Annotated in this window: 19 protein-coding genes and 1 riboswitch; of the genes, 14 read left to right on the forward strand and 5 right to left on the reverse strand. The window is 71.2% G+C overall.

Annotated features, from left to right (window positions below):
• Positions 1 to 58 precede the first annotated feature (58 nt).
• Together BGN98_RS10825 and BGN98_RS10830 are read left to right on the forward strand one after the other, a co-directional pair.
• On the forward strand, positions 59 to 331 hold the full coding sequence (locus BGN98_RS10825; RefSeq protein WP_288121387.1) for a hypothetical protein: 273 nt from the start codon (positions 59 to 61) through the stop codon (positions 329 to 331).
• 232 nt (positions 332 to 563) lie between these two features.
• Positions 564 to 1,358, forward strand: a complete 795-nt coding sequence (locus BGN98_RS10830; protein ID WP_288121388.1) for a uroporphyrinogen-III synthase — start codon at positions 564 to 566, stop codon at positions 1,356 to 1,358.
• 21 nt (positions 1,359 to 1,379) lie between these two features.
• On the opposite strand, the gene BGN98_RS10835 is transcribed toward BGN98_RS10830, so the two are convergent.
• The gene (locus BGN98_RS10835) at positions 1,380 to 2,357 is read right to left on the reverse strand and encodes an acetylxylan esterase (protein WP_288121389.1); all 978 of its coding nucleotides are present in this window, start codon (positions 2,355 to 2,357) and stop codon (positions 1,380 to 1,382) included.
• A 125-nt stretch (positions 2,358 to 2,482) separates the two neighbouring features.
• On the opposite strand from BGN98_RS10835, the gene BGN98_RS10840 reads away from it, so the two are divergent.
• Complete coding sequence (locus BGN98_RS10840; RefSeq protein WP_005047872.1) at positions 2,483 to 2,872, forward strand: hypothetical protein; 390 nt, start codon at positions 2,483 to 2,485, stop codon at positions 2,870 to 2,872.
• 7 nt (positions 2,873 to 2,879) lie between these two features.
• Here BGN98_RS10840 and BGN98_RS10845 read toward each other — a convergent pair whose 3' ends face one another.
• Both BGN98_RS10845 and BGN98_RS10850 read right to left on the reverse strand, forming a co-directional pair.
• Positions 2,880 to 3,704 (reverse strand): ABC transporter permease, encoded by an 825-nt coding sequence (locus BGN98_RS10845; RefSeq protein WP_288121390.1) that lies wholly within the window; start codon positions 3,702 to 3,704, stop codon positions 2,880 to 2,882.
• Positions 3,701 to 4,789 (reverse strand): ATP-binding cassette domain-containing protein, encoded by a 1,089-nt coding sequence (locus BGN98_RS10850; protein WP_288121391.1) that lies wholly within the window; start codon positions 4,787 to 4,789, stop codon positions 3,701 to 3,703. Before BGN98_RS10850 ends, BGN98_RS10845 begins: the two co-directional genes overlap by 4 nt.
• A gap of 123 nt (positions 4,790 to 4,912) precedes the next feature.
• On the opposite strand from BGN98_RS10850, the gene BGN98_RS10855 reads away from it, so the two are divergent.
• The 5 genes from BGN98_RS10855 to BGN98_RS10875 are packed head-to-tail and all read left to right on the forward strand — an operon-like array spanning position 4,913 to position 9,937.
• Positions 4,913 to 5,980 (forward strand): enoyl-CoA hydratase/isomerase family protein, encoded by a 1,068-nt coding sequence (locus BGN98_RS10855; RefSeq protein WP_288121392.1) that lies wholly within the window; start codon positions 4,913 to 4,915, stop codon positions 5,978 to 5,980.
• Positions 5,977 to 6,813: an LssY C-terminal domain-containing protein gene (locus tag BGN98_RS10860; protein WP_288121393.1), complete on the forward strand. Its 837-nt coding sequence runs from the start codon at positions 5,977 to 5,979 to the stop codon at positions 6,811 to 6,813. The genes BGN98_RS10855 and BGN98_RS10860 overlap by 4 nt, the downstream gene beginning before the upstream one ends.
• Positions 6,810 to 7,337: a hypothetical protein gene (locus tag BGN98_RS10865; RefSeq protein ID WP_288121394.1), complete on the forward strand. Its 528-nt coding sequence runs from the start codon at positions 6,810 to 6,812 to the stop codon at positions 7,335 to 7,337. The genes BGN98_RS10860 and BGN98_RS10865 overlap by 4 nt, the downstream gene beginning before the upstream one ends.
• Positions 7,338 to 7,345: 8 nt before the next feature.
• Positions 7,346 to 8,302 carry a J domain-containing protein gene (locus BGN98_RS10870; protein ID WP_288121395.1) on the forward strand — a complete coding sequence of 319 codons (957 nt, stop codon included), beginning with the start codon at positions 7,346 to 7,348 and terminating at the stop codon, positions 8,300 to 8,302.
• Positions 8,303 to 8,341: 39 nt separating this feature from the next.
• Positions 8,342 to 9,937 carry an SLC13 family permease gene (locus tag BGN98_RS10875; protein ID WP_061683868.1) on the forward strand — a complete coding sequence of 532 codons (1,596 nt, stop codon included), beginning with the start codon at positions 8,342 to 8,344 and terminating at the stop codon, positions 9,935 to 9,937.
• A gap of 5 nt (positions 9,938 to 9,942) precedes the next feature.
• Here the strand turns inward: BGN98_RS10875 and BGN98_RS10880 are convergent, their stop codons facing one another.
• Positions 9,943 to 11,352 (reverse strand): D-alanyl-D-alanine carboxypeptidase, encoded by a 1,410-nt coding sequence (locus tag BGN98_RS10880; RefSeq protein ID WP_288121396.1) that lies wholly within the window; start codon positions 11,350 to 11,352, stop codon positions 9,943 to 9,945.
• Positions 11,353 to 11,385: 33 nt separating this feature from the next.
• A riboswitch (TPP riboswitch) is annotated at positions 11,386 to 11,495 on the forward strand.
• Between BGN98_RS10880 and BGN98_RS10885 the strand changes: the two genes are divergently transcribed.
• The 3 genes from BGN98_RS10885 to BGN98_RS10895 all read left to right on the forward strand — a co-directional run bounded on the left by BGN98_RS10885 (position 11,488) and on the right by BGN98_RS10895 (position 14,410).
• Positions 11,488 to 12,144, forward strand: coding sequence for an ECF transporter S component (locus BGN98_RS10885; RefSeq protein WP_288121397.1), 657 nt, complete (start codon positions 11,488 to 11,490; stop codon positions 12,142 to 12,144). It overlaps the preceding riboswitch by 8 nt.
• A gap of 2 nt (positions 12,145 to 12,146) precedes the next feature.
• Positions 12,147 to 13,619 carry an ABC transporter ATP-binding protein gene (locus tag BGN98_RS10890; protein ID WP_502687831.1) on the forward strand — a complete coding sequence of 491 codons (1,473 nt, stop codon included), beginning with the start codon at positions 12,147 to 12,149 and terminating at the stop codon, positions 13,617 to 13,619.
• On the forward strand, positions 13,616 to 14,410 hold the full coding sequence (locus BGN98_RS10895; protein WP_288121398.1) for an energy-coupling factor transporter transmembrane component T family protein: 795 nt from the start codon (positions 13,616 to 13,618) through the stop codon (positions 14,408 to 14,410). The genes BGN98_RS10890 and BGN98_RS10895 overlap by 4 nt, the downstream gene beginning before the upstream one ends.
• On the opposite strand, the gene BGN98_RS10900 is transcribed toward BGN98_RS10895, so the two are convergent.
• Positions 14,391 to 15,377, reverse strand: coding sequence for a sugar-binding transcriptional regulator (locus BGN98_RS10900; RefSeq protein ID WP_288121399.1), 987 nt, complete (start codon positions 15,375 to 15,377; stop codon positions 14,391 to 14,393). The genes BGN98_RS10895 and BGN98_RS10900 overlap by 20 nt on opposite strands.
• Before the next feature lie 155 nt (positions 15,378 to 15,532).
• Here BGN98_RS10900 and BGN98_RS10905 point away from each other — a divergent pair, with 155 nt between their 5' ends.
• From BGN98_RS10905 to glpK, 3 genes are all read left to right on the forward strand, one after another.
• The gene (locus BGN98_RS10905) at positions 15,533 to 17,260 is read left to right on the forward strand and encodes a glycerol-3-phosphate dehydrogenase/oxidase (RefSeq protein WP_288121400.1); all 1,728 of its coding nucleotides are present in this window, start codon (positions 15,533 to 15,535) and stop codon (positions 17,258 to 17,260) included.
• Between the two features lie 118 nt (positions 17,261 to 17,378).
• Positions 17,379 to 18,137 carry an MIP/aquaporin family protein gene (locus BGN98_RS10910; protein WP_016464114.1) on the forward strand — a complete coding sequence of 253 codons (759 nt, stop codon included), beginning with the start codon at positions 17,379 to 17,381 and terminating at the stop codon, positions 18,135 to 18,137.
• A 47-nt stretch (positions 18,138 to 18,184) separates the two neighbouring features.
• Entirely contained in the window at positions 18,185 to 19,699 is a 1,515-nt protein-coding gene (glpK, locus tag BGN98_RS10915; protein ID WP_288121401.1) for a glycerol kinase GlpK, read from the forward strand.
• The last annotated feature ends 297 nt before the right edge of the window (positions 19,700 to 19,996 follow it).

The following is a 19,996-nucleotide window of genomic DNA, read 5'->3' on the forward strand; positions in this document are numbered from 1 at the left end:
TCGACCAACCCCGTCGACGCCGTGAAGGTCGACGCGCGCATCGTGAAGGACGTGGCCGATGAGTTCTGACCAGCTGATTCCGCGCACCGCCGTCGCCCTCGGCATCACCGATCCGGTGGAGAGCGCGCGTGCGGAGCTGAAGGCCGCTCTGGCGGCGATCGAGGTCAAGGCGAACGTGCCCAAGCGGGTCGCGCAGGCCACCCATCGCGGGGTCGCCGACGCGCGTCGCTTCGCGCGGCGCAATCCCACGCAGGCCTCGCTCGCCGTGCTCGGTGCGGCTGCCGTCGTGGGACTGACCGTCTGGGGAATCGTCCGCGCCTACACGCGCTGAGTACCCGTGGGGCGCGCCCGCGCGCGTTCTGACCCGCGCCGCGGGCGCTGTCAACCCCGTGTTCGAGCTATGCGTCGCCCGGGGTATGCTCGTGTCTCAGGCAGCGGCAATGGTGCGCAAGCTGCCGGCAACGACGACCCGAGCCGCGCAGCCATCGCGTTCTTGCGTGCACGAGCGCCGTTGCCGGATGCGCGAAACCGTGCGTCCCGACTGAGCATCACGAAAGTCGAGCATGATTCCTGATCCGCACGCCGCCAAGCCCCTCAAGGGGTGGCGTGTGCTCGTTCCGCGCGGGGGGCCCTGGGGCGACTCCGTGGCGGCGACGCTGCGGGCGCAGGGTGCTGTGCCGGTCATCGCTCCCCTCATCAACTTCGCGCCCTCGACCGATCAGGCAACGCTCGAGCAGGCGCTCGCCGATCTCGCCGCCGGGGCTTTCGACTGGGTGACCCTCACCAGCGCCACCACGGTCGACGTCCTCTACGCCTACCGCGCCGTCATCCCCGCCTCCACTCGCGTCGCCGCGGTGGGCGAGACGACGGCCGCGGCGCTCGCCGCGGTCGGCTATCGCGTCGACCTCGTCCCCGACGAGGACAACTCGGCGGCCGGGATGGCCTCGCAGCTGATCGAGCTCGAGCCCGCGCCGCGGCGCATCCTGACGCTGCGCAGCGAGATCGCCAAGCCGGTGCTCACGCGCCGCCTCACCGAGGCGGGGCACGGCGTGCGCAGCGTCGTCGCCTACCGCACGGTGGGTGTGCCGGTCACCGAGCGGATCGCCCACGACGTCGCGAGTGGCCGTATCAACGCGATCCTCGTCACCAGCGGCTCGGTCGCCGAACAGGTACGGCTGCAGTTCCCGGAGATCCCCGACGCCACCGTGATCGCCGCCATCGGACCGCGCACCGCGAAGGACGCCCGCAAGGTGGGTCTCGGCGTGAGCGCGGTGGCGCGGGAGCAGACCGTCGAGGGGCTCATCACCGCGGTGTCGAACTTCCCCCTGCCGCACGCCAAGGACGAGTTCCACCTCTGACGCGCGGTCCGCGCACGGACCTCAGCCGAGGATCTGCGCGAGGAAGCGCGCCTGCTCCTCCCATTGGAAGGCCTGACCGCCTTCGTGCTCGTTGAAGTCGTAGACGCGGATCTGCTTGTCGCCGCGGTCGACGTGGTTGTAGGCGGCGAAGACGGTCGAGGGTGGGCACACCGGGTCGAGCAGGCCGACGGAGAACAGCGCGGGCGCACCCAGGCGGCGAGCGAAGTTGACGCCGTCGAAATAGGAGAGCGTGTCGAGCACCCGCTGCGTGGCGCCCCGGTGCACCGACAGGTAGCGCACCACCTCGTGGTACGGCTCGCGGTCGGTCATCCCGATCGCGCGCTCGAAATGGCAGAGGAACGGCACGTCGGGCATGACCGCGACGAGGCCCTCGCTCAGCGCGGCCGCGGCCAGCGTGATGCCGCCGCCCTGGCTGCCACCGGTGACGGCGATGCGCGCCGCATCCACCCGGGGAAGGGTGCGGGCGGCGTCGATGAGGCGCACCGCGTCGGTGAACACGCGGCGGTAGTAGTAGTCCTCGGGCGATTCGATGCCGCGGGTCATGTAACCGTTGGTCGAGGGTCCCGTGCCGTGCGGATCCGGTGTCGCGCCCGGAGCGCCCCAGGTGGATCCCTGTCCACGCGTGTCCATGAACAGATGCGCGTAGCCGGCCGAGGCCCAGCCGAGCCGCTCGGTCGCAAGCCCGCGACCTCCGCCGTACCCGTTGAACTCGATGACCGTCGGCAGTGCCGCGGCGTCGTCGGAGCGTCGGGGCGTGTGCAGCCATGCCTTCACGGGTTCGCCGGCGAACCCCGGGAACGTCACGTCGAACACGTCGATGGTGCTCAGCACGGTCTCCACCGGCTCGACGATGATCTCGCCGCCGACGGCGCGCGACTGCGCGATCGTCCGCGCCCAGAACTCGTCGAAGTCGGCCGGCTCGCGCACCGCGGGACGGAACGCTTCGAGGGCGGGGAGATCGAGATCGAATCGAGGCATCGGGGATTCCGTGTCGGGTGACGCCGGCGCATCGTCGCCGACGCTCCACGATATCGCCCGCGCCGAGACCGGATCGTTGCGGGGCTGTGAGCATCCGCACATGGTCGCGCTGGCAGACTGAAGTCATGGTGACCCTGCTGCTCGATTCGACGCAGCTCGAGGTCGTGCTGTCGGGCGTCGAACGCGCCCTGTCGCGGCGATCGGAGAGCGTGCGCGTCGACAGGTCTCACATCCTCCGGGTGCAGCTGACCGACGACGCCTGGACCTGGCTGCGCGGAGTGCCCAGCCCCGGCACGCAGGTGCGCGGCACCGTCGCGATGGGAACCTGGCGCTCCGCGAGCGGCAACGACTTCGTGCTGGTGCGCCGACGTCGCCCGGCGGTGGTCGTCGATCTGTCCGAGGATGCCGAGTTCGAACGCCTCGTGCTGACGACTCGTCACGGCGTCGCCCTCGTCCAGGCATTGCGTCTGGACGGCGACGACGCGTCGGACGTCGTCGAACTCGCCGACTCCTGACGGCGGGTCAGGCGACGTCGCGCCGCCAGCTCGTCAGATAGCCGAGGCCGACGGACACCACGGCATAGCCGAGCAGGACCATGCCTCCGCCCCACCACGCGAGAGGGACAGCCCCGCCGGCGCCCATCGTCGCGTAGATGCTGGAGCCGACCAGGGCGTCCGAGGCCGCACCCGGCAGGTAGGCGGTCACCCCCGACACGCCGTCGACCAGCGTCGCCACGGTGCGCGCGATGGGCTCGACGAACTGCGTGAACGCCAGCACGCCGACGACGGCGGCGACCTGATTGCGCACCAGCGTGCCCACGCCGACGCCGATCAGCGTCCACAGAACGAAACTCGCCACGATGCGCCCGATCATCGCCCAGGTGTCGGTCTCGCCCAGCCGTGTGTCGACGCCGAACGCGGCGAGCGCCGCCGCTCCGATCCCGACCGCCGCGACGAGCGCGACGGCGGCGTACAGCACGCCCATGACGACTGCGGCGGCCAGCTTGCCGACGAGGGCGATCCCGCGTCGCGGCGTGGCCAGGAACGTCGGCGTCAGCGTCTTGTGCCGGAACTCATTCGTCACGAGCAGCGTGCCGATGAGCAGGGGGAAGACGTAGCCGACCGAGGTGGCGAGGCTGTAGATGAGCGGAGGAAGGCTCGTCGGCGACACCCGGGCACCGCTCGTCGTGCCGCCGGGCAGCGTGCCGCTCGCGACCGCGCCGAACACGGCGGACAGGCCGCCGGCGGTCACGCCGACATAGGCGAGCAGCACGACGGCGAGAACCCACCACATCGCCGTGGTGAACTGCTTCGTGAGCTCCGACCGGGACGCGTTGACGAGACTCATCGCGGGTCTCCTTCCTCGGCGGCGACCGTGTCGCTGGGGTCGTCCTCGACCGCGTGGATGTACTCGGCGTCCTCGACGCCCGGCTCTGCGTCCTCCGGTGCGGCCGCGGCCGGAACGGCAGCGGCCGTGAGCGGCGGCGTGAGCGGGTCCGGAGCCGATGCCGCCGGAGCCGCCGGCGTCGGCGCCTGCACCCGCGTGCCGTTCACCAATTCGAGGAACACCTCCTCCAGCACCGGGCCGCGCCGCTGCAGGTGCGACAGGGCGACTCCGGCCGCCGCAGCGATGGCACCGAGATGGGCCGGCTCGGCGCCGCGCACGGAGAAGCCCGAGCGCAGGGGCGTGTACGCGATGCCCGCGGCATCCAGAGCATTCGCCAGCGCCGTGCGGTCGGGGGCATCGATGACCGTCGCCACGTCGTCCGCGCCGACCAGGTCGCCGATATCGCCCTCGAACACGAGCCGGCCGCGGGAGATGACCAGCAGCGCCGACACCGTCTGCTGCACCTCGGCGAGCATGTGCGAGGACACCAGCACCGTTCGTCCCTCGCCGGCCAGCTGGCCGAGGAAGCCGCGCAGCCACTTGATCCCCTCGGGGTCCAGACCGTTCGCGGGCTCGTCGAGCACCAGCACGCCGGGGTCTCCGAGCAGCGTGTAGGCCAGGCTGAGGCGCTGTCGCATGCCGAGCGAGAAACCGCCCACCTTGCGACCGGCGGCGTCGGCGAGCCCCACGAGGCCCAGGACCTCGTCCACTCGTCCGCGCGGGAGCCCGGCGGCCTGCACGGCGACGGTGAGGTGGCCGGCGGCGGTGCGCCCGGGATGGAAGCTGGAGGCCTCGAGCGCGGCGCCCACCGTCTGCAGGGGGTGCGGCAGCTCCGAGTACCGCCGGCCGCCGATGGTGGCGCTGCCCGAGGTGGCGCGCACGAGCGCGAGCAGGATGCGCAACGACGTGGTCTTGCCCGCGCCGTTGGGGCCGAGGAAGCCGGTGACCCGTCCGGGCTCGACGCGGGCGGTGAAGTCGTCGACGGCGCGGACCGCACCGAATGTCTTCGTGACCCCACGGAACTCGAGGAGGTGTCCTTCGGGCATCGTCATCCTCTCGTCATCGCCGACCATCGTCGGCCGTTGCCTCCATCCTGCCCGATCGGCCCGCGCCGGCCGGGTGCCCGCGCGGGAGGCGCCGAGACCGACGGCGCGGGTAACGTTGCGAGCGTGAGCGATGCCGCCGAACCCACCGTGCTGGTCCGCACCGTCCGGGGAGTGGGTCACCTGACCCTCAACCGTCCGCGGGCCATCAACGCACTCGACCTGGGCATGATCGAGATCATCTCCGATGCCCTGGATCGCTGGGAGCACGACGCCGACATCGAGGTGGTGCTCCTCGACGGAGCGGGCGAGCGCGGCCTGTGCGCCGGGGGAGACGTGCGGGGCCTTCGCGAGTGGATCCTCGCGGGACGCGTCGAGGAGACGGCGCACTTCTTCCGCGCCGAGTACGCCCTGAATCTGCGTATCGCCACGTATCCGAAGCCGGTCGTCGTCGTCGCCGACGGCGTGACGATGGGTGGTGGCATCGGACTGGCAGGCCATGCGGCGGTCCGCGTCGTCACCGAGCGCTCGCGGCTGGCCATGCCCGAGACGCGCATCGGCTTCACCCCGGACGTCGGCGGCTCGTGGCTGCTGGCGCACGCGCCAGGGCGGCTCGGCGAGTATCTCGCGCTCACCGGTGAGTCGATGGATGCCGCGGACGCCCTCGCCGCCGGCTTCGCCGATGCGCTGGTGCCGAGCGAGCGGATCGGAGACCTCCGCGCCGCGCTCGCCGATCGTGCCGATCCGGCGACCCCGGCCGAGATCGTGCTGCTGTTCGACGAGACGCCGGGGCCGTCGCGGCTCGTCGCGGCCCGTTCGTGGATCGACGATGCCTTCGCCGCCGACACCGTCGCCGAGATCATCGCGCGGCTGCGTGCGCGGCCCGAGGCGGATGCCGCGGCCACCGCCGAGACGCTCGCGGCGCTCGCGCCCACCGCGTTGACCGTCACGCTGGCCGCCGTCCGTGCCGCCCGGCGGTTGCCGGATCTTCGAGCCGCGCTCGCGCAGGAGTACGGCCTCGTACTGTGGTTCGCCCAGACGCAGCCCGATCTGCCCGAGGGCATCCGGGCGCAGCTGGTCGACAAGGACCGCGACCCGCACTGGCATCCGGCCGCGCTCGCCGACCTCGAGGACGGGCTGGCCGAGCGGGCGCTGGCGTTCGAGCCGCCATTGGCGCTGTGGGCGCCGCGATGACGCGCACGCGCGCGCACCGCAGGTGGTCGATCGGCGTCGCGATCGACCAGTTCTTCTTCGTCTTCGCGGGGCTGGCGGCCATCTGGCTCGCCTATCTGGGGTTCACCGAGAGCTTGACGGTCGGGTGGTGGGGCATCCTCGGCTTCCTGCTGTTCTGGCTGCTGCTGGCCTACCTCGTGCTGCCCCGACTGCACCGGATCCTGACGACGATCTACGTGCCCGACTACTTCATCGGTCGCGCCCGTACGAGCGACGGGCTTCTCGGCGACCCTGTGAACCTCGCCTTCCTGGGAGACGGCGAGCAGATCGAGCGGGTGATGCGGGCCTCGGGGTGGACCAAGGCCGATCCCGTCACCTTCGCGTCGTCCTGGCGCATCGTCACCTCGACCCTGCGTCGCCGCAGCTACCACGAAGCCCCGGTGAGCCCCCTGTTCCTCTTCGGTCGTCAGCAGGACTTCGCCTATCAGCAAGAGGTCGACGGCAACCCGGCGCAGCGCCACCACGTGCGCTTCTGGAAATGTCCGGACGGGTGGCTGCTGCCGGGGGGCCGCCGCGTCGACTGGCTGGCGGCGGGCACGTTCGACACCTCGGTCGGGCTGTCGCTGTTCACCCTGCAGGTCACCCACCGCATCGACGCCGACACCGACGTCGAGCCCGATCACATCGTCGCCACTCTCCGAACCGGCGAGCCGGCCGTGCGGGTGGACGTGATCGCGGACTTCTCCACGGGCTACCACGCCCGCAACGGCGGCGGGGACAGCATCCGCACCGATGGCGACCTGCCCGTGGTCGACGTGCGCGCCGTGCGCATCTCCGCGGAGGCCGTCGCATGAGCGGGCAGCGGCACGTGCGGCCCGAGCGGCGGCCGTCCTACGAGCCGGTGACCCGGCTGCTGCAGCCGATCGCCCATGACCCGAAGATGCCGCGGCCGTCGACGACGGTGACCGGTGCCGCGCTGGTGCTGCTGAGCGCGCTCGTCGGGATCGCCTCGATGGTCGAGCTCGCGGTGAACTGGACGGGGTACGCGAACCAGATCGTCCTCGATCTCGACGGCGGCGATGTCACCCCTGATCTGGCCGACGCCTCTCTCGCGGTCCTGCTCGTCGTGCTCGGTGCGGCCGTGGTGATCCAGCTCGTGTGCGTGATCCTGCTGTTCTTCGGCAGCAACCTCGCACGCGTCGCGGTGATGAGCGTCGCCACCCTGTCCATCGCCAGCGCCTTCGCGAGTTGGTGGGCGCGCGATCAGGAGATCACGCTGTTCACGACCCTGCCCGCCCTGGCACTCGACATCCTCGTGCTGCTCGCCCTGTCCAGTCGCAGCGCCGCGGCGTACGCCCGTCGCACCGAGAAGCGCTGAGAGGTCCCGTGTTCGACAGTCCCCTATCCGCGTCCGCCTACGAGGTGCTCGGGGTCGCCGCGGATGCCGCCGACGACGAGCTCCGCAAGGCGTATCGCCTGCGGCTGCGTCAGACCCACCCCGACACCGGCGGCGATGCCGCGCTCTTCGTCCACGTGCAGCGCGCGTGGGAGCTCGTCGGCACGCCGGATGCCCGGAGCGCCTACGATCGCGGTCACGGTTTCGGCGCCTCGGCGCCGGCATACGGTCCGGACGGCGCCGACGGTGACGGCAGCGGCGCCGGCACGAGCTGGCGTCCGCCGTCGCGACCGGCCGACACGCGCCCGCGGGCGCGTTCGTTCGGTCAGCCCGGGGGCTGGCGCCGCGAGCGCTACCTCGATCTCATCCGCGAGTGGGCGGGGCGCGGCACCGAGCTGCCCGACCCCTACGACCCGGCGCTGGTGCGCGCGGCCCCGCGCGAGCTGAAGCGGATGCTCGCGGATGCCCTCGCCGAAGAGGCCAGCGCGCGTGTCATCGGCGACCTGGGAATGGGGTACACGGTGTGGCACGACGTCGCCGTCGACCCGCGTGATCCGTCGCTGAAGGTCGATCACATCGTGCTGGGACCCAGCGGCCTCTACGCTCTGCTCAGCGAGGATCTCGGTGGTCCGGTGCGGCTGCGCCGCGGTGAGCTGATCGGTGACGGTGTCGAGGGTTCTCCGATCGCCGACCTGGTCGCGGGGGCGCGCGTGCTGGCGCGCGCAGCGCGCGTCCGTTTCAGCGGCGCGATCGTGGTGCTGCCCGACGACGACGTCGTCAGCGCGATCGAGGAGATCGGCAAGGTGCGCTCGCTGCCGGTCGCGGTCGTCGCCCGTTCGGCGTTGGCGACAGTGCTCCGGCGGGGCCTGACCGGGGCCCGCGACATCGGCGGCAACGAGCTGTTCGATGTGCGCACACGCCTGCAGCAGACCGTGCGCTTCGTGTGATCCGCTGAGCGGCGCGCGGGCGCCGTCTAGGGTGAGGACATGGACCCCGCCGGCTGGACCTTCGTGATCCTCGGGCTCGCCGTCGTCGCCTTCGTCAGCGGACGGGTGCCGCTGGCCCTCGTCTCGGTCGGGGTCGCCCTCGCGCTCTGGGCGACCGGCGTGCTCACGCTGGGCGAGGCCTTCGCCGGATTCGGCGATCCGACGGTGCTGTTCATCGCCTCCCTGTTCGTGGTCAGTGAGGCGCTGGATGCCACCGGCGTCACGGCATGGCTGGGCCACCAGGTCGTCACCCGCGCGGGCACGGGCAGAGCGCGCCTCACCGTGATCATCGGTCTGCTGGCCGCCGTGCTCACGGCCTTCATCTCGATCAACGGCGCGGTGGCCGCGCTGCTGCCGGTCGTCGTCGTGGTGGCGGTCCGCGCCGGCATCCTCCCCTCGAAGCTCCTCCTCCCGCTCGCCTTCGCCGCGAGCGCCGGGTCGCTGCTGACCCTCACCGGGACCCCGGTCAACATCGTCGTCAGCGAGGCTGCGGTCGCCGCCGGAGGCCGGGAGTTCGGCTTCTTCGAGTTCGCTCTCGCCGGCATCCCCCTCGTGCTGCTGACCGTCGCGATCGTCGCGCTCGGCGGCGGACGCCTGCTCCCGGCCCGCACCGCGGAGCGGCTGGCCGACCTCGCCCCCGATCCGCGAGAGCACGCGCAGACTCTCCGCGACAGCTACGACGTCGACCTCGACACCGCGCGCCTGTTCAGCGTGCGGGAGGGTGTCGCCGAGGTGCTCGTCGCGCCGCGCTCGCGGCTCATCGGCCGCACCGTGTCGGTGGGAATGACGACACGCGACGAGAACCTGGTGATCCTGGCGGTGCGCCGCGGAGACGACGACGGACCGAACGCGTCGCGGGGGACCGGCGTCGCCGGCGCTCTCGTGCTGCAGGCGGGCGACGCGGTGCTCGTCCAGGGACCGTGGGCGGCACTGACGCGCTACGCGCAGTCGCCGGACGTCATCGCGGTCACGCCGCCGCAGACGCTGCAGCGCGCGGTGCCCTGGGGGCGCGGGGCCAAGCGCGCGATCGGCATCCTCGCGGTCATGGTCGTGCTCCTGGCGACCGGTCTGGTCCCGGCCCCGGTGGCGGGACTGCTGGCCGCCGGCGCTCTCGTGCTCACCGGTGTGCTGACCGTCCCGCAGACCTATCGGTCCATCTCGTGGACGACGGTCATCCTCATCGCCGGCATGATCCCCCTGTCCTCCGCCTTCGTGTCCACGGGCGCCGCCGACGTCGTCGCCGCCGCCGTGCTGCGCGTCATCGGTTCCGGCTCACCGCAGGTGGCGCTGCTCGTGCTGTGCCTGCTGACCATGGTGCTCGGACAGTTCATCTCGAACGTCGCCACGGTCCTGGTGGTGATCCCGATCGCCGTCGCGATCTCGCAGACGCTCGGCGTCAGCGTGCAGCCGTTCATGATGGCGCTGACGGTCGCCGGTGCGGCGGCCTTCCTCACCCCCGTCGCGACGCCCGTCAATCTCATGGTGATGCAGCCCGGCGGCTATCGGTTCGGCGACTACGGCAAGCTGGGGCTGCCCCTGATGGTCGTGTATCTCGCCGTCGCCGTGCTCTACGTCCCGCTGATCTGGCCGTTCTGAGGGGCTCAGCCGGCGAGACCCCACAGCTGCAGGGGATGGGTGAGCCGCCACCACGCGTCGGGGTCGGGGATGTTCGCGGTCAGATGGACGCCCACGGTGACCGCATCCAGAGGTCCGCGCACGAGGACCTGGCCGACGGGGGCGTTCGCCGTTCGGGCGCTCCCGAGGTCGAGGGTGGTCGTCGCCGTCGCGGCGGCACCGTTCCAGAGGATCACGGCCGCGTCGGCATCCGTCACGATGTTCGCCGTCGCGCCCCATGCCGTGCTGACGACGCCGGCGAGGGTGCCGGCCGGCATGGTCTTGGGCGTCGAGACCTCCGCCGCGACCTCCGTCAGCAGGCGCGCCGTCTCCTGGTCCCGCGCCTCGCCGGTGGGCTGACCGAGCGCCGTGGCGTAGACCCGCACCGTCGTGGTGCCGACCGTGATGTCCTTCGCGGCGAGGAGGTTGTAGGAGTCGGCGAGACTGCCCGTCTTGAGCCCGACCACGCCGGGGTCGCTGAGCAGGTCGTTCGTGTTGGCGACCTCGCCCGCCCCGGGCAGCTCGACGCTGCGAGTGCGTGCGATCTCGGCCACCACGGGGTTGGCGAGGGCGAGCTGCGCCAGCGCCACCAGAGCGGCCGGCTCGGCGGTGTTGGCGGGGTCGATTCCCGTCGGCTCCGACAGCGTGATGGCCCCGAGGCCGTGCCGGTCCAGCCATGCTCGCGCGGCCTGGGCGAAGACCTCGTCGGTCGGCCAGAGGGTGCTGGCCAGTCGATTCGTGTAGTTGCCCGCCGACCCCATCAGAATGCCCTGCAGCATCTGGTACTCGGTGAGCGTGCCTCCGACGGGGACATCCAGCGCCGACTCGTCGTCCGCCAGATAGTCCCAGTACGTCTGGCGGTCGCGCGAGGTGAAGGTGAACTCCGGCCCGGGCTGTCCGACGCTCAGCGGCATCTCGTCGAGGATCATCAGGACGGTGACGACCTTGGAGATGCTCGCCATCGAGACGGGTGCGCTCGAGGATGCCGCGACGGCCTCGAATCCCGCGACGCCGACGGCGCCGGCGCCCGCGGACGGCCACGCCACGGCCGACACGGTCGCCACCGGTCCGTCGGGCGTGATCTCCCGCACGGTCGGCGCCACGGCCCAGAGCGGCCAGAGCAGCGTCGCGGCCGCGTAGGCGCCGCAGACGCCGATGGCGGTGAGCAACGGCACGACGACGCCGGCGCGCAGCGGGGAGCGTCGCGGGCGTCGAGCAAGCAGGTCGGGAGCCGCACCGCCCGCGATCGGCGTATCGACCGCGTCGGTGACGGTCTCGTCGTCGACCCAGGCGAGCGCGCGGCGGCCCGCGCGATTGCGGACGACGATGGTCTCGGTCGGGGCGGTGCTCTCCCGCAGCGCGCGGCGCGACGGCGGGGGCGCGTCGTCCGAGGTCACCCGCTCAACGTACCCGTTCGCCGCTATACTCGAGCGCACAACCACGGGAGTCCGGTGAGCCGGGCTGAGAGGAAGCGATCCACGCTTCGACCGTCGAACCTGATCCGGATCATGCCGGCGCAGGGAGGAGAGAATATGCACGCGTCTGCGTCCCCGTCCACCGTCACCTCGTCGGATGCCGCGGCATCCCGTTCCGCCGTCGGCGTCGGCCGTCTGCGCTGGAGAGTCGTCGACATCGTCGTCGCCAGTGTCATCGGCGTCGCGTCGGGCCTGATCTTCCTGCTCTGGAACGTCGGCTACCTCGGCCCGAAGAGCCTGCTGGAACCCCTGCTGCCCGGCATGCAGGGCCTGCTGGACGGCCCGTGGCTGTTCGCCGGCGTGCTGGGTGCTCTCCTCATCCGCAAGCCGGGAGCGGCGATCTACACCGAGACGCTCGCGGCCGTCGTCTCGGCCCTCGTCGGCAACCAGTGGGGCGGCTTCCTGACCCTCGAGGCGGGACTCGTTCAGGGTCTCGGAGCCGAGCTCGTCTTCCTGTTGTTCTTCTACCGGGCGTGGAAGCTCCCCGTCGCCATCCTCGCCGGCGCCGGGGCTGCCCTTGCGGGGGGCATCAACAATCTGATCCTCTGGTACGCCGGGGCCGACGCCGCGTTCACGGTGATCTACCTGATCTGCACCACCATCTCGGGCGCCGTCATCGCCGGTGCCCTCTCGTGGGTGCTCGCGCGCGGTCTCGCCGCGACCGGTGCGCTGGATCGCTTCGCCGCGGGGCGCGAACGCCGCGACCTCGTCTGAGCGTGGCCGTCGACCTCGGCGGGCCGGTCGCGCCGGTCACGGTCAGCGCCCAGGGATGGGGCTGGCGGCACGCGTCACGCCGGGCCTGGGCGGTGCGCGACGTGTCGTTTCGCATCGAACCCGGCGAACGCGTGCTGCTGCTCGGTGCTTCCGGCGCGGGCAAGTCGACCCTGCTGCAGGGGCTTGCGGGCGTGCTCGGCGGCGACGAGGAGGGCGAGTCGGCGGGAGCACTGCTGATCGACGGCGTCCCGGCCGCGCAGAACCGCGGCCGGGCGGGCCTCGTGCTGCAGGATCCCGACGCGCAGGTGATCCTCGCGCGAGTGGGTGACGACGTCGCGTTCGGCTGCGAGAACCTCGGTGTGCCGCGTGAGGAGATCTGGCCGCGCGTGCACGCGGCACTGGATGCCGTGCGGCTCGACGTCGAGATCGACCGGCCGACGCAGGCGCTGTCGGGCGGGCAGAAGCAGCGGCTCGCGCTCGCCGGCGCGCTGGCCATGCGGCCGGGCCTGCTCCTGCTGGACGAGCCGACCGCCAATCTCGACCCGGCCGGTGTCGCCGACGTCCGCGACGCTGTGGGGCGCGTTCTCGACGGCACCGGGGCGACGCTCGTGGTCGTGGAGCATCGGGTCGACGTGTGGCTCCCGCTCGTGGACCGGGTGATCGTGCTCGGGGCGGACGGGCTCCTCGCCGACGGTCCGCCGCAGGATGTGCTCGGCGCGCGGGCGGCCGAGCTCGCCGACGCGGGTGTCTGGGTTCCCGGCATCCCGGCGGCGGTGCCGCCTCCGCCCGCCGCAGCCGCGGGCGACGACCTGCTGCGCGCGGGGGGCCTGGCCGTCGCGCGCGTGCGCGGCGTGCCGGTCGCCACGGGCATCGATCTCGAGGTCCGCGCCGGGGAGGCGCTCGCCATCACGGGGCCCAACGGGGCCGGCAAGTCGACTCTCGGCCTCACTCTCGCGGGACTGCTGCGGCCGGCATCCGGCGACCTGTCGGCCTCGGCGACGCTCGCCGCCGGCGCCGCGCCGACACCGATCGCGTGGCGCTCACGTGAGCTTCTCACCCGTATCGGCACCGTCTTCCAGGACCCGGAGCATCAGCTGCTCGCCCGGTCGGTACGCGGCGAGCTCGAGGTCGGGCCGCGCGCGCTCGGAATGGACGAGGTCGCGTCTGCCGCCCGCGTGGACGAGCTGCTGGAGCGGCTGCGGCTGACCGCGCTGGCCGCCGCCAACCCGTACACGCTCTCGGGAGGGGAGAAGCGCCGGCTCACCGTCGCCGCCGTCCTCGCCACCGCCCCCCGCGTCCTGGTGCTGGACGAGCCGACCTTCGGTCAGGACGCGCGCACGTGGGCGGAGCTGGTCGCGCTGCTGGCCCGCCTGCGCGACGAGGGGTCGGCCATCGTGGCGATCACCCATGACGAGGCCGTCGTCGATGCGCTCCACGCCCGGCGTTTCGCGCTGACTGCGGATGCCGCGGCATGAGCATGCTCGCCGCCGACACCCGCACCCGGCCCGGCGTCATCGCGCGGGTCAATCCCGTCGCCAAACTCGCCGCCAGCGCGGTGATCGCCCTGCCGCTGATCGTGACGCTGGATTGGGTGTCGGCCGCGGTCGCGCTGGCGCTGGAGAGCGTCCTGTTCGTGTTCGCGGGGCTGCGGTGGCGCGAGTTCCGGATGCGGACCTGGCCCGTGTGGGTGGCGGCGCCGCTGACGGCGCTGACGATCGCGCTCTACGGCGCGGCGTCCGGGCAGGTCTACGTCGAATGGTTCGTCCTGCGCATCAGCGAGGGGTCGCTCGCGCTGGCGGTCGCGACCTTCTTCCGCGTGCTGGCCGTGGCCCTGCCCTCGGTCGTGCTGTTCGTCACCGTCGATCCCACTGATCTCGCCGACGGCCTGGCCCAGGTGTGGCGCCTGCCCGCACGGTTCGTGCTCGGCGCGCTGGCGGGCCTGCGCATGGTCGGACTGTTCCTCGAGGACTGGAGGGCTCTGGAACTCGCCCGCCGGGCACGCGGCATCGCCGATCAGGGGCGTGTTCGCCGCTTCGCCGGCATGGCCTTCGCGCTGCTCGTGCTCTCCATCCGCCGCGGTTCCAAGCTCGCCACCGCGATGGAGGCGCGCGGCTTTGGCGCTCCCGGCCGCCGCACGTGGGCTCGCGCCTCCCGCTTCGGCAGGCGCGAGTGGATGCTCGTGGCGGTGGGCGTCGCGATCTCCGCCGTCTCGGTGTCGGCCGCGGTTGCGGCGGGCACGTGGAACTTCATCCTCGGGCCGCGCTGAGCGGCAGCTCCACGATGCGGCGGGCGAGAGCCTCCTCGACGACCAGCTCGGTGATGAGCCCGGCCGCCAGCGCGCCGCGCAGCGCGTCGATCTTCGACAGGCTCGACACCGCACACAGGCGACGGGGGATGCGGCGGATGACGTCGAACGACGGACCGCTCGAGCGATCGTTGAGCTCGATGCCGCTGGTCGAGCCATCCAGCCGGTAGAACACCGTGGCGCAGTCGCCGACGACGCCGTCGCGCAGCAGCACCCGCAGATCCTCGCCGGTCAGGTAGCCGCCGGCATAGACGTGCGAGGGAACGTCCGCCTGGGGCGAGCCGAGCCCGAACACGAACACCTGCACGCGCGCCTGCGCGTCCACCACGCGGCGGATGGAGCGCTCTCGCCACAGCAGCTGCTTCGTATGCGGGTCGTCGAACAAGGCGGGCACGGGAAACTGCTGGACGTCCGTGCCGAACGCCTGGCCGAAGCGCTCCAGAATGGCACCCGAGTAGCTGATGCCGGAGGTCGACTCGTTCGCGGCGCCGTTCATCTGCACGATCTGCGATTCGTGCAACCGTTTGGTGGGCAGGTGGCGGGCGATCGCCGACACCGTCGCGCCCCAGGCGATGCCGATGCTCGCCTGCGGGTCGAGCGTGGTCGACAGGACGTGCGCCGCGGTGCGCGCGGTGCGCTCCAGACGCTCGGCGTCGGTCGAGCGCGGCGGCGTGCTGACGACATGCACGGAGATGCCGTAGCGCTCGGACAGCCGCCGGGCGACGACGCTCGTGGCCTCCTGCGGCGAATGGACCGTGATCTCCACCAGGCCGATCTCACGGGCGTGCGCGATCAGGCGCGAGACCGACGATCGCGACAGCTTCATCTCGGCGGCGATCTGCTCCATCGTCTGGTCCTGCACGTAGTACAGCTGTGCGGCGTGCAGCGCGTCCCGGGCTCGCGCCTCGGCGTCGGTTTCGATGCTCACGGGTCCTCCTGATCATGCACATTCGTGCAGAGTGCGGGCTACGATGCACGTATGTTCAGATCGTTTGCGCGTTCGTTCACCGACGTTTCAGTGTAGATCCGTTCCACCGTGAAAAACGCGCGGCGAGACACTGCGAAGCCGCGGAAGGAAGTGCGATGACCGAGTCGAAGGCGACGATCCGTCCGAACATCCAGGCCCTGAAGGACCGTCCCCATGCGGATGTCCTGATCATCGGGGGTGGGATCAACGGGATCGCGACGTTCCGCGACCTCGCCCTGCAAGGCGTCGACGTCGCTCTCGTCGAACGCGATGACTATGTCAGCGGCGCCTCCTCGGCATCCAGCCACATGATCCACGGCGGTGTGCGCTACTTGGAGAACGGCGAGTTCCGCCTCGTGAAGGAATCGGTGACCGAGCGCAACCGACTCGTGCGCAACGCGCCCCACTTCGTGCGCCCGCTGCCCACGACGATTCCGATCCACCGCACCATCTCCGGCATCCTCACCGCCCCCTTCCGCCTGCTCGTCACGCACGGTCGCGGCAAGCCGAGCGAGCGCGGTGCGCTGCTGATCAAGCTCGGCCTCGTGATGTACGACACCTTCTCGCGCGACGGGGGTGCCGTGCCGCGCCACCGCTTCCACGGCCGCCGGCGCTCGCGCGAGCTGTTCCCCGACCTCGACGACCGGTTCCGCTACACCGCGACCTACTACGACGCCTCGATGCACGACCCCGAGCGGCTCGCGCTCGACGTGCTGCGCGACGGCGCCCGGGAAGAGTCCGCGCGCGCCGCGAACTACGCGCCCGTCGTCGCCGCCGACGGCACGGCGGTCATCATCCGCGACGCCGTCACCGGCGAGGAGTTCCCCTTCACTGCCGACGTCGTCGTCAACACGAGTGGGCCGTGGACCGACATCACCAATGGCGCTCTGGGTGCCCCCACCCGCTTCATGGGGGGGACGAAGGGCTCGCACATCGTGCTGGAGAACCCGGAGCTGCTGGAGGCGACCCGCGGCAACGAGATCTTCTTCGAGGCGGCCGACGGCCGGATCGTGCTGATCTACCCGCTGAAGGGCCGCGTGATGGTCGGCACGACCGACATCGACGCCGACCCCTCGACTCCGACCGTCTGCACCGACGACGAGATCTCGTACTTCTTCGATCTCATCGCCCAGGTCTTCCCGCACATCGCGGTGGACCGCTCGCAGATCGTCTACACGTTCTCGGGTATCCGTCCGCTGCCGCGTCACGACGACGTCGCGCCCGGCTTCGTGTCGCGCGACTACCGCATCGAGAAGGCGCGGCTGGGCGGGGCCGCCGGCGTTCCGGTGATGAGCCTGGTCGGGGGGAAGTGGACGACTTTCCGCGCCCTCGCCGAGCACCTGTCCACCGAGGTGCTCGCCGCTCTCGGACGCCCGCGTCGGATCTCGACGCTCGACCTCGCGATCGGCGGCGGCGCCGGATACCCGCGCACCGACGCCGACCGGTCCCGCTGGCTCGAAGCTCACCGCGGAGCCCACAGTGCCGCCTTCGCCGATCGCATGCTGGAGCGCTACGGCACCTACGCCACCGAGATGCTCGCAACGCTGCCGGTCAACCAGCGTCCGCTCGAGCACGCCCCGGGCTACTCGGCGGAGGAGATCGCCTTCCTGGCCGAGCGCGAGGAGGTGGTCACGCTCATCGATCTGCTCCTGCGCCGCACGCACATCGCCTTCGTCGGTGGTGTCACCGCCGAGACCCTCGCCGAGGTCGCCGAGGCGGCGGCCCCGGTTCTCGGATGGGATGCCGATACCACTCGTGCCCAGATCGACGACGCGGCCCGCGTGCTCCAGGAGCGGCACCGCATCGACGTCGAGACCTCCCACCTTGCGCCCTTGAGCGCATGAGAGGCAGGAGGAGCCGCTTCTAGAATCCGGCGCGGCCTGACGCCGGCATCCCCTTCAGGTCATTCTTCCCGCCCGGCGGCGTCGCCGGGGGAACCTCTGCAGAAAGGTCAATGCTGACATGCAAGACATCAATCTCGGGCTCTACTTCGTGTCAGAGCTCGTCGGGACGGCGATGCTGCTCCTGCTCGGCGGTGGCGTCGTCGCCAACGTCATTCTCGCCAAGTCGAAGGGCTTCGGCGGCGGCACGCTGATGATCAACTGGGGTTGGGGTCTGGCGGTGTTCGCGGGGGTGCTGGTCTCGTCGTACTCCGGTGCGCAGCTGAACCCCGCGGTGTCGATCGCGCTGCTGATCGCCGGGAAGATCGGCGTCGCACAGTTCTTCGTGGCCATCGCCGCGCAGCTGGTCGGTGCGTTCATCGGTGCCGTGCTCTGCTGGCTCGCCTACAAGCAGCACTTCGACGAAGAGCCGGACGCGGCCACCAAGCTGGGCGTCTTCTCCACCGGTCCCGCCATCCGCTCCTACGGCTGGAACCTGGTCACCGAGGTCATCGGCACCTTCGTGCTCGTGTTCGTCATCTTCGCGTTCGCCGACTACGGTGACGTCCAGATCGGCACGCCGGGCGCCCTCGGCCCGCTCACCGCCGTCCCCGTCGCCCTCCTCGTGGTCGGCATCGGCGCCTCGCTCGGTGGCCCGACCGGCTACGCCATCAACCCCGCCCGTGACCTCGGTCCCCGCATCGCGCACGCGATCCTGCCGATCAAGGGCAAGGGTTCCAGCGACTGGTCGTACGCGTGGGTCCCCGTCGTCGGCCCGCTGCTCGGTGGCACGATCGCCGCGCTCGCCGCTCCGGCGCTGCTGCACCTCGCGCACATCTGATCCGTTCCCGATCCTCAACACAGACACCTAGACAAGGACGTCCACTCATGAGTGACTACATCATCGCCCTCGACCAGGGCACCACCTCCAGCCGCGCGATCGTCTTCGACAAGAAGGGCTCGATCATCTCCGTCGGCCAGAAGGAGCACGAGCAGATCATGCCGCGCGCCGGCTGGGTCGAGCACGACCCGATCGAGATCCGCGACAACATGCGCGAGGTCATCGGCATCGCGCTCGGCCGTGCGAACCTGACACGGCACGACATCGCCGCGGTCGGCATCACGAACCAGCGTGAGACCGCCGTCGTGTGGGACAAGAACACCGGCATCCCGGTGTACAACGCGATCGTCTGGCAGGACACGCGCACCCAGCCCATCGTCGACCGGCTCGCGGGCGACGCGGGAGTCGAGCGCTACAAGGACATCGTGGGCCTGCCGCTGGCCACGTACTTCTCGGGCACGAAGATCGTCTGGATCCTCGAGAACGTCGAGGGGGCGCGCGAGAAGGCCGAAGCCGGTGACCTGATCTTCGGCACGACCGACACGTGGGTGCTCTGGAACCTCACCGGCGGACCCGACGGCGGCGTGCACGCGACCGACGTCACGAACGCCTCGCGCACGCTCTTCATGGATCTGAAGACGCTCGAGTGGCGCGACGACATCCTCGCCGACTTCGGTGTGCCGCGCTCGATGATGCCCGAGATCCGCTCCTCCAGCGAGGTCTACGGCGAGGCGCGCGACACCTCGCTGCTGCGCGAGACCCCGGTGGCCGGTATCCTCGGCGACCAGCAGGCGGCGACCTTCGGTCAGGCCGCGTTCGACGCGGGCGAGAGCAAGAACACGTACGGCACGGGCAACTTCCTCATCTTCCAGACGGGGACCGAGATCGTGAAGAGCGAGAACGGCCTGCTCACGACCGTCGGCTACAAGCTGGGCGACGGGCCCGCGCACTACGCGCTCGAGGGATCGATCGCCGTCACCGGATCGCTGATCCAGTGGTTGCGCGACCAGCTGGGCATCATCTCCTCCGCCCCCGAGGTGGAGGAGCTCGCCGCCAAGGTCGAGGACAACGGCGGCGTGTACTTCGTCCCGGCATTCTCGGGCCTGTTCGCGCCGTACTGGCGTCCCGACGCCCGCGGCGCGATCGTCGGTCTCACCCGCTTCGCGAACCGCAACCACATCGCCCGTGCCGCGCTGGAGGCCACGGCCTTCCAGACGCGCGAGGTGCTGGATGCCGTCAACGCGGACTCGGGTGTGGACCTCACCGAGCTGAAGGTCGACGGCGGCATGATCGCCAACGACACGCTCATGCAGTTCCAGGCCGACATCCTCGGTGTGCCGGTCGTCCGCCCCGTCGTCGCCGAGACGACGGCGCTCGGCGCGGCGTATGCGGCGGGACTCGCGGTCGGCTTCTGGAACGACCTCGACGAGCTGCGGGCGAACTGGCAGGAGGACAAGCGCTGGACGCCGAACGACGACGTCGCCGAGCGCGAGCGTCAGCTGCGCCTCTGGAAGCAGGCCGTCCAGAAGTCGATGGACTGGGTCAACGAGGACGTGCGCTGACCTGACGCACACCGCGGACGCGCGGCATCCATCCGGGGGGAAGGATGCCGCGCGTTCGCGCGGCGGGTCGTCACCCGACCCGAGAGTCACCGCCCGATCCGCGAGTCACCACGCGTTTCGCGAGTCACCACGCGTTTCGCGAGTCACCACGCGTTTCGCGAGTCACGACGCGTTTCGCGCAAAAGCTACGGCGATTCGAAGCACGAGTGGTTATTCGCGGGTGGATGCCACGCACTCGACCGAGCAGCGGATCGGCCTCGTCGAACATCAGCGGGTGGGTCATGGGGTCATCCTGCC

The organism is Microbacterium sp. 69-7 (assembly GCF_001897985.1).
Lineage (GTDB): Bacteria > Actinomycetota > Actinomycetes > Actinomycetales > Microbacteriaceae > Microbacterium > Microbacterium laevaniformans.

What these genes read in the sequence shown, in the direction of transcription:
- BGN98_RS10865 (WP_288121394.1), top strand. Translation starts at nt 6,810, where the DNA reads ATGAGCGGGCAGCGGCACGTGCGGCCCGAGCGGCGGCCGTCCTACGAG.
- BGN98_RS10840 (WP_005047872.1), top strand. Translation starts at nt 2,483, where the DNA reads ATGGTGACCCTGCTGCTCGATTCGACGCAGCTCGAGGTCGTGCTGTCG.
- BGN98_RS10845 (WP_288121390.1), bottom strand. Translation starts at nt 3,704, where the DNA reads ATGAGTCTCGTCAACGCGTCCCGGTCGGAGCTCACGAAGCAGTTCACC.
- BGN98_RS10885 (WP_288121397.1), top strand. Translation starts at nt 11,488, where the DNA reads ATGCACGCGTCTGCGTCCCCGTCCACCGTCACCTCGTCGGATGCCGCG.
- BGN98_RS10860 (WP_288121393.1), top strand. Translation starts at nt 5,977, where the DNA reads ATGACGCGCACGCGCGCGCACCGCAGGTGGTCGATCGGCGTCGCGATC.
- BGN98_RS10905 (WP_288121400.1), top strand. Translation starts at nt 15,533, where the DNA reads ATGACCGAGTCGAAGGCGACGATCCGTCCGAACATCCAGGCCCTGAAG.
- BGN98_RS10875 (WP_061683868.1), top strand. Translation starts at nt 8,342, where the DNA reads ATGGACCCCGCCGGCTGGACCTTCGTGATCCTCGGGCTCGCCGTCGTC.
- BGN98_RS10910 (WP_016464114.1), top strand. Translation starts at nt 17,379, where the DNA reads ATGCAAGACATCAATCTCGGGCTCTACTTCGTGTCAGAGCTCGTCGGG.
- BGN98_RS10825 (WP_288121387.1), top strand. Translation starts at nt 59, where the DNA reads ATGAGTTCTGACCAGCTGATTCCGCGCACCGCCGTCGCCCTCGGCATC.
- BGN98_RS10895 (WP_288121398.1), top strand. Translation starts at nt 13,616, where the DNA reads ATGAGCATGCTCGCCGCCGACACCCGCACCCGGCCCGGCGTCATCGCG.
- BGN98_RS10850 (WP_288121391.1), bottom strand. Translation starts at nt 4,789, where the DNA reads ATGCCCGAAGGACACCTCCTCGAGTTCCGTGGGGTCACGAAGACATTC.
- glpK (WP_288121401.1), top strand. Translation starts at nt 18,185, where the DNA reads ATGAGTGACTACATCATCGCCCTCGACCAGGGCACCACCTCCAGCCGC.
- BGN98_RS10830 (WP_288121388.1), top strand. Translation starts at nt 564, where the DNA reads ATGATTCCTGATCCGCACGCCGCCAAGCCCCTCAAGGGGTGGCGTGTG.
- BGN98_RS10835 (WP_288121389.1), bottom strand. Translation starts at nt 2,357, where the DNA reads ATGCCTCGATTCGATCTCGATCTCCCCGCCCTCGAAGCGTTCCGTCCC.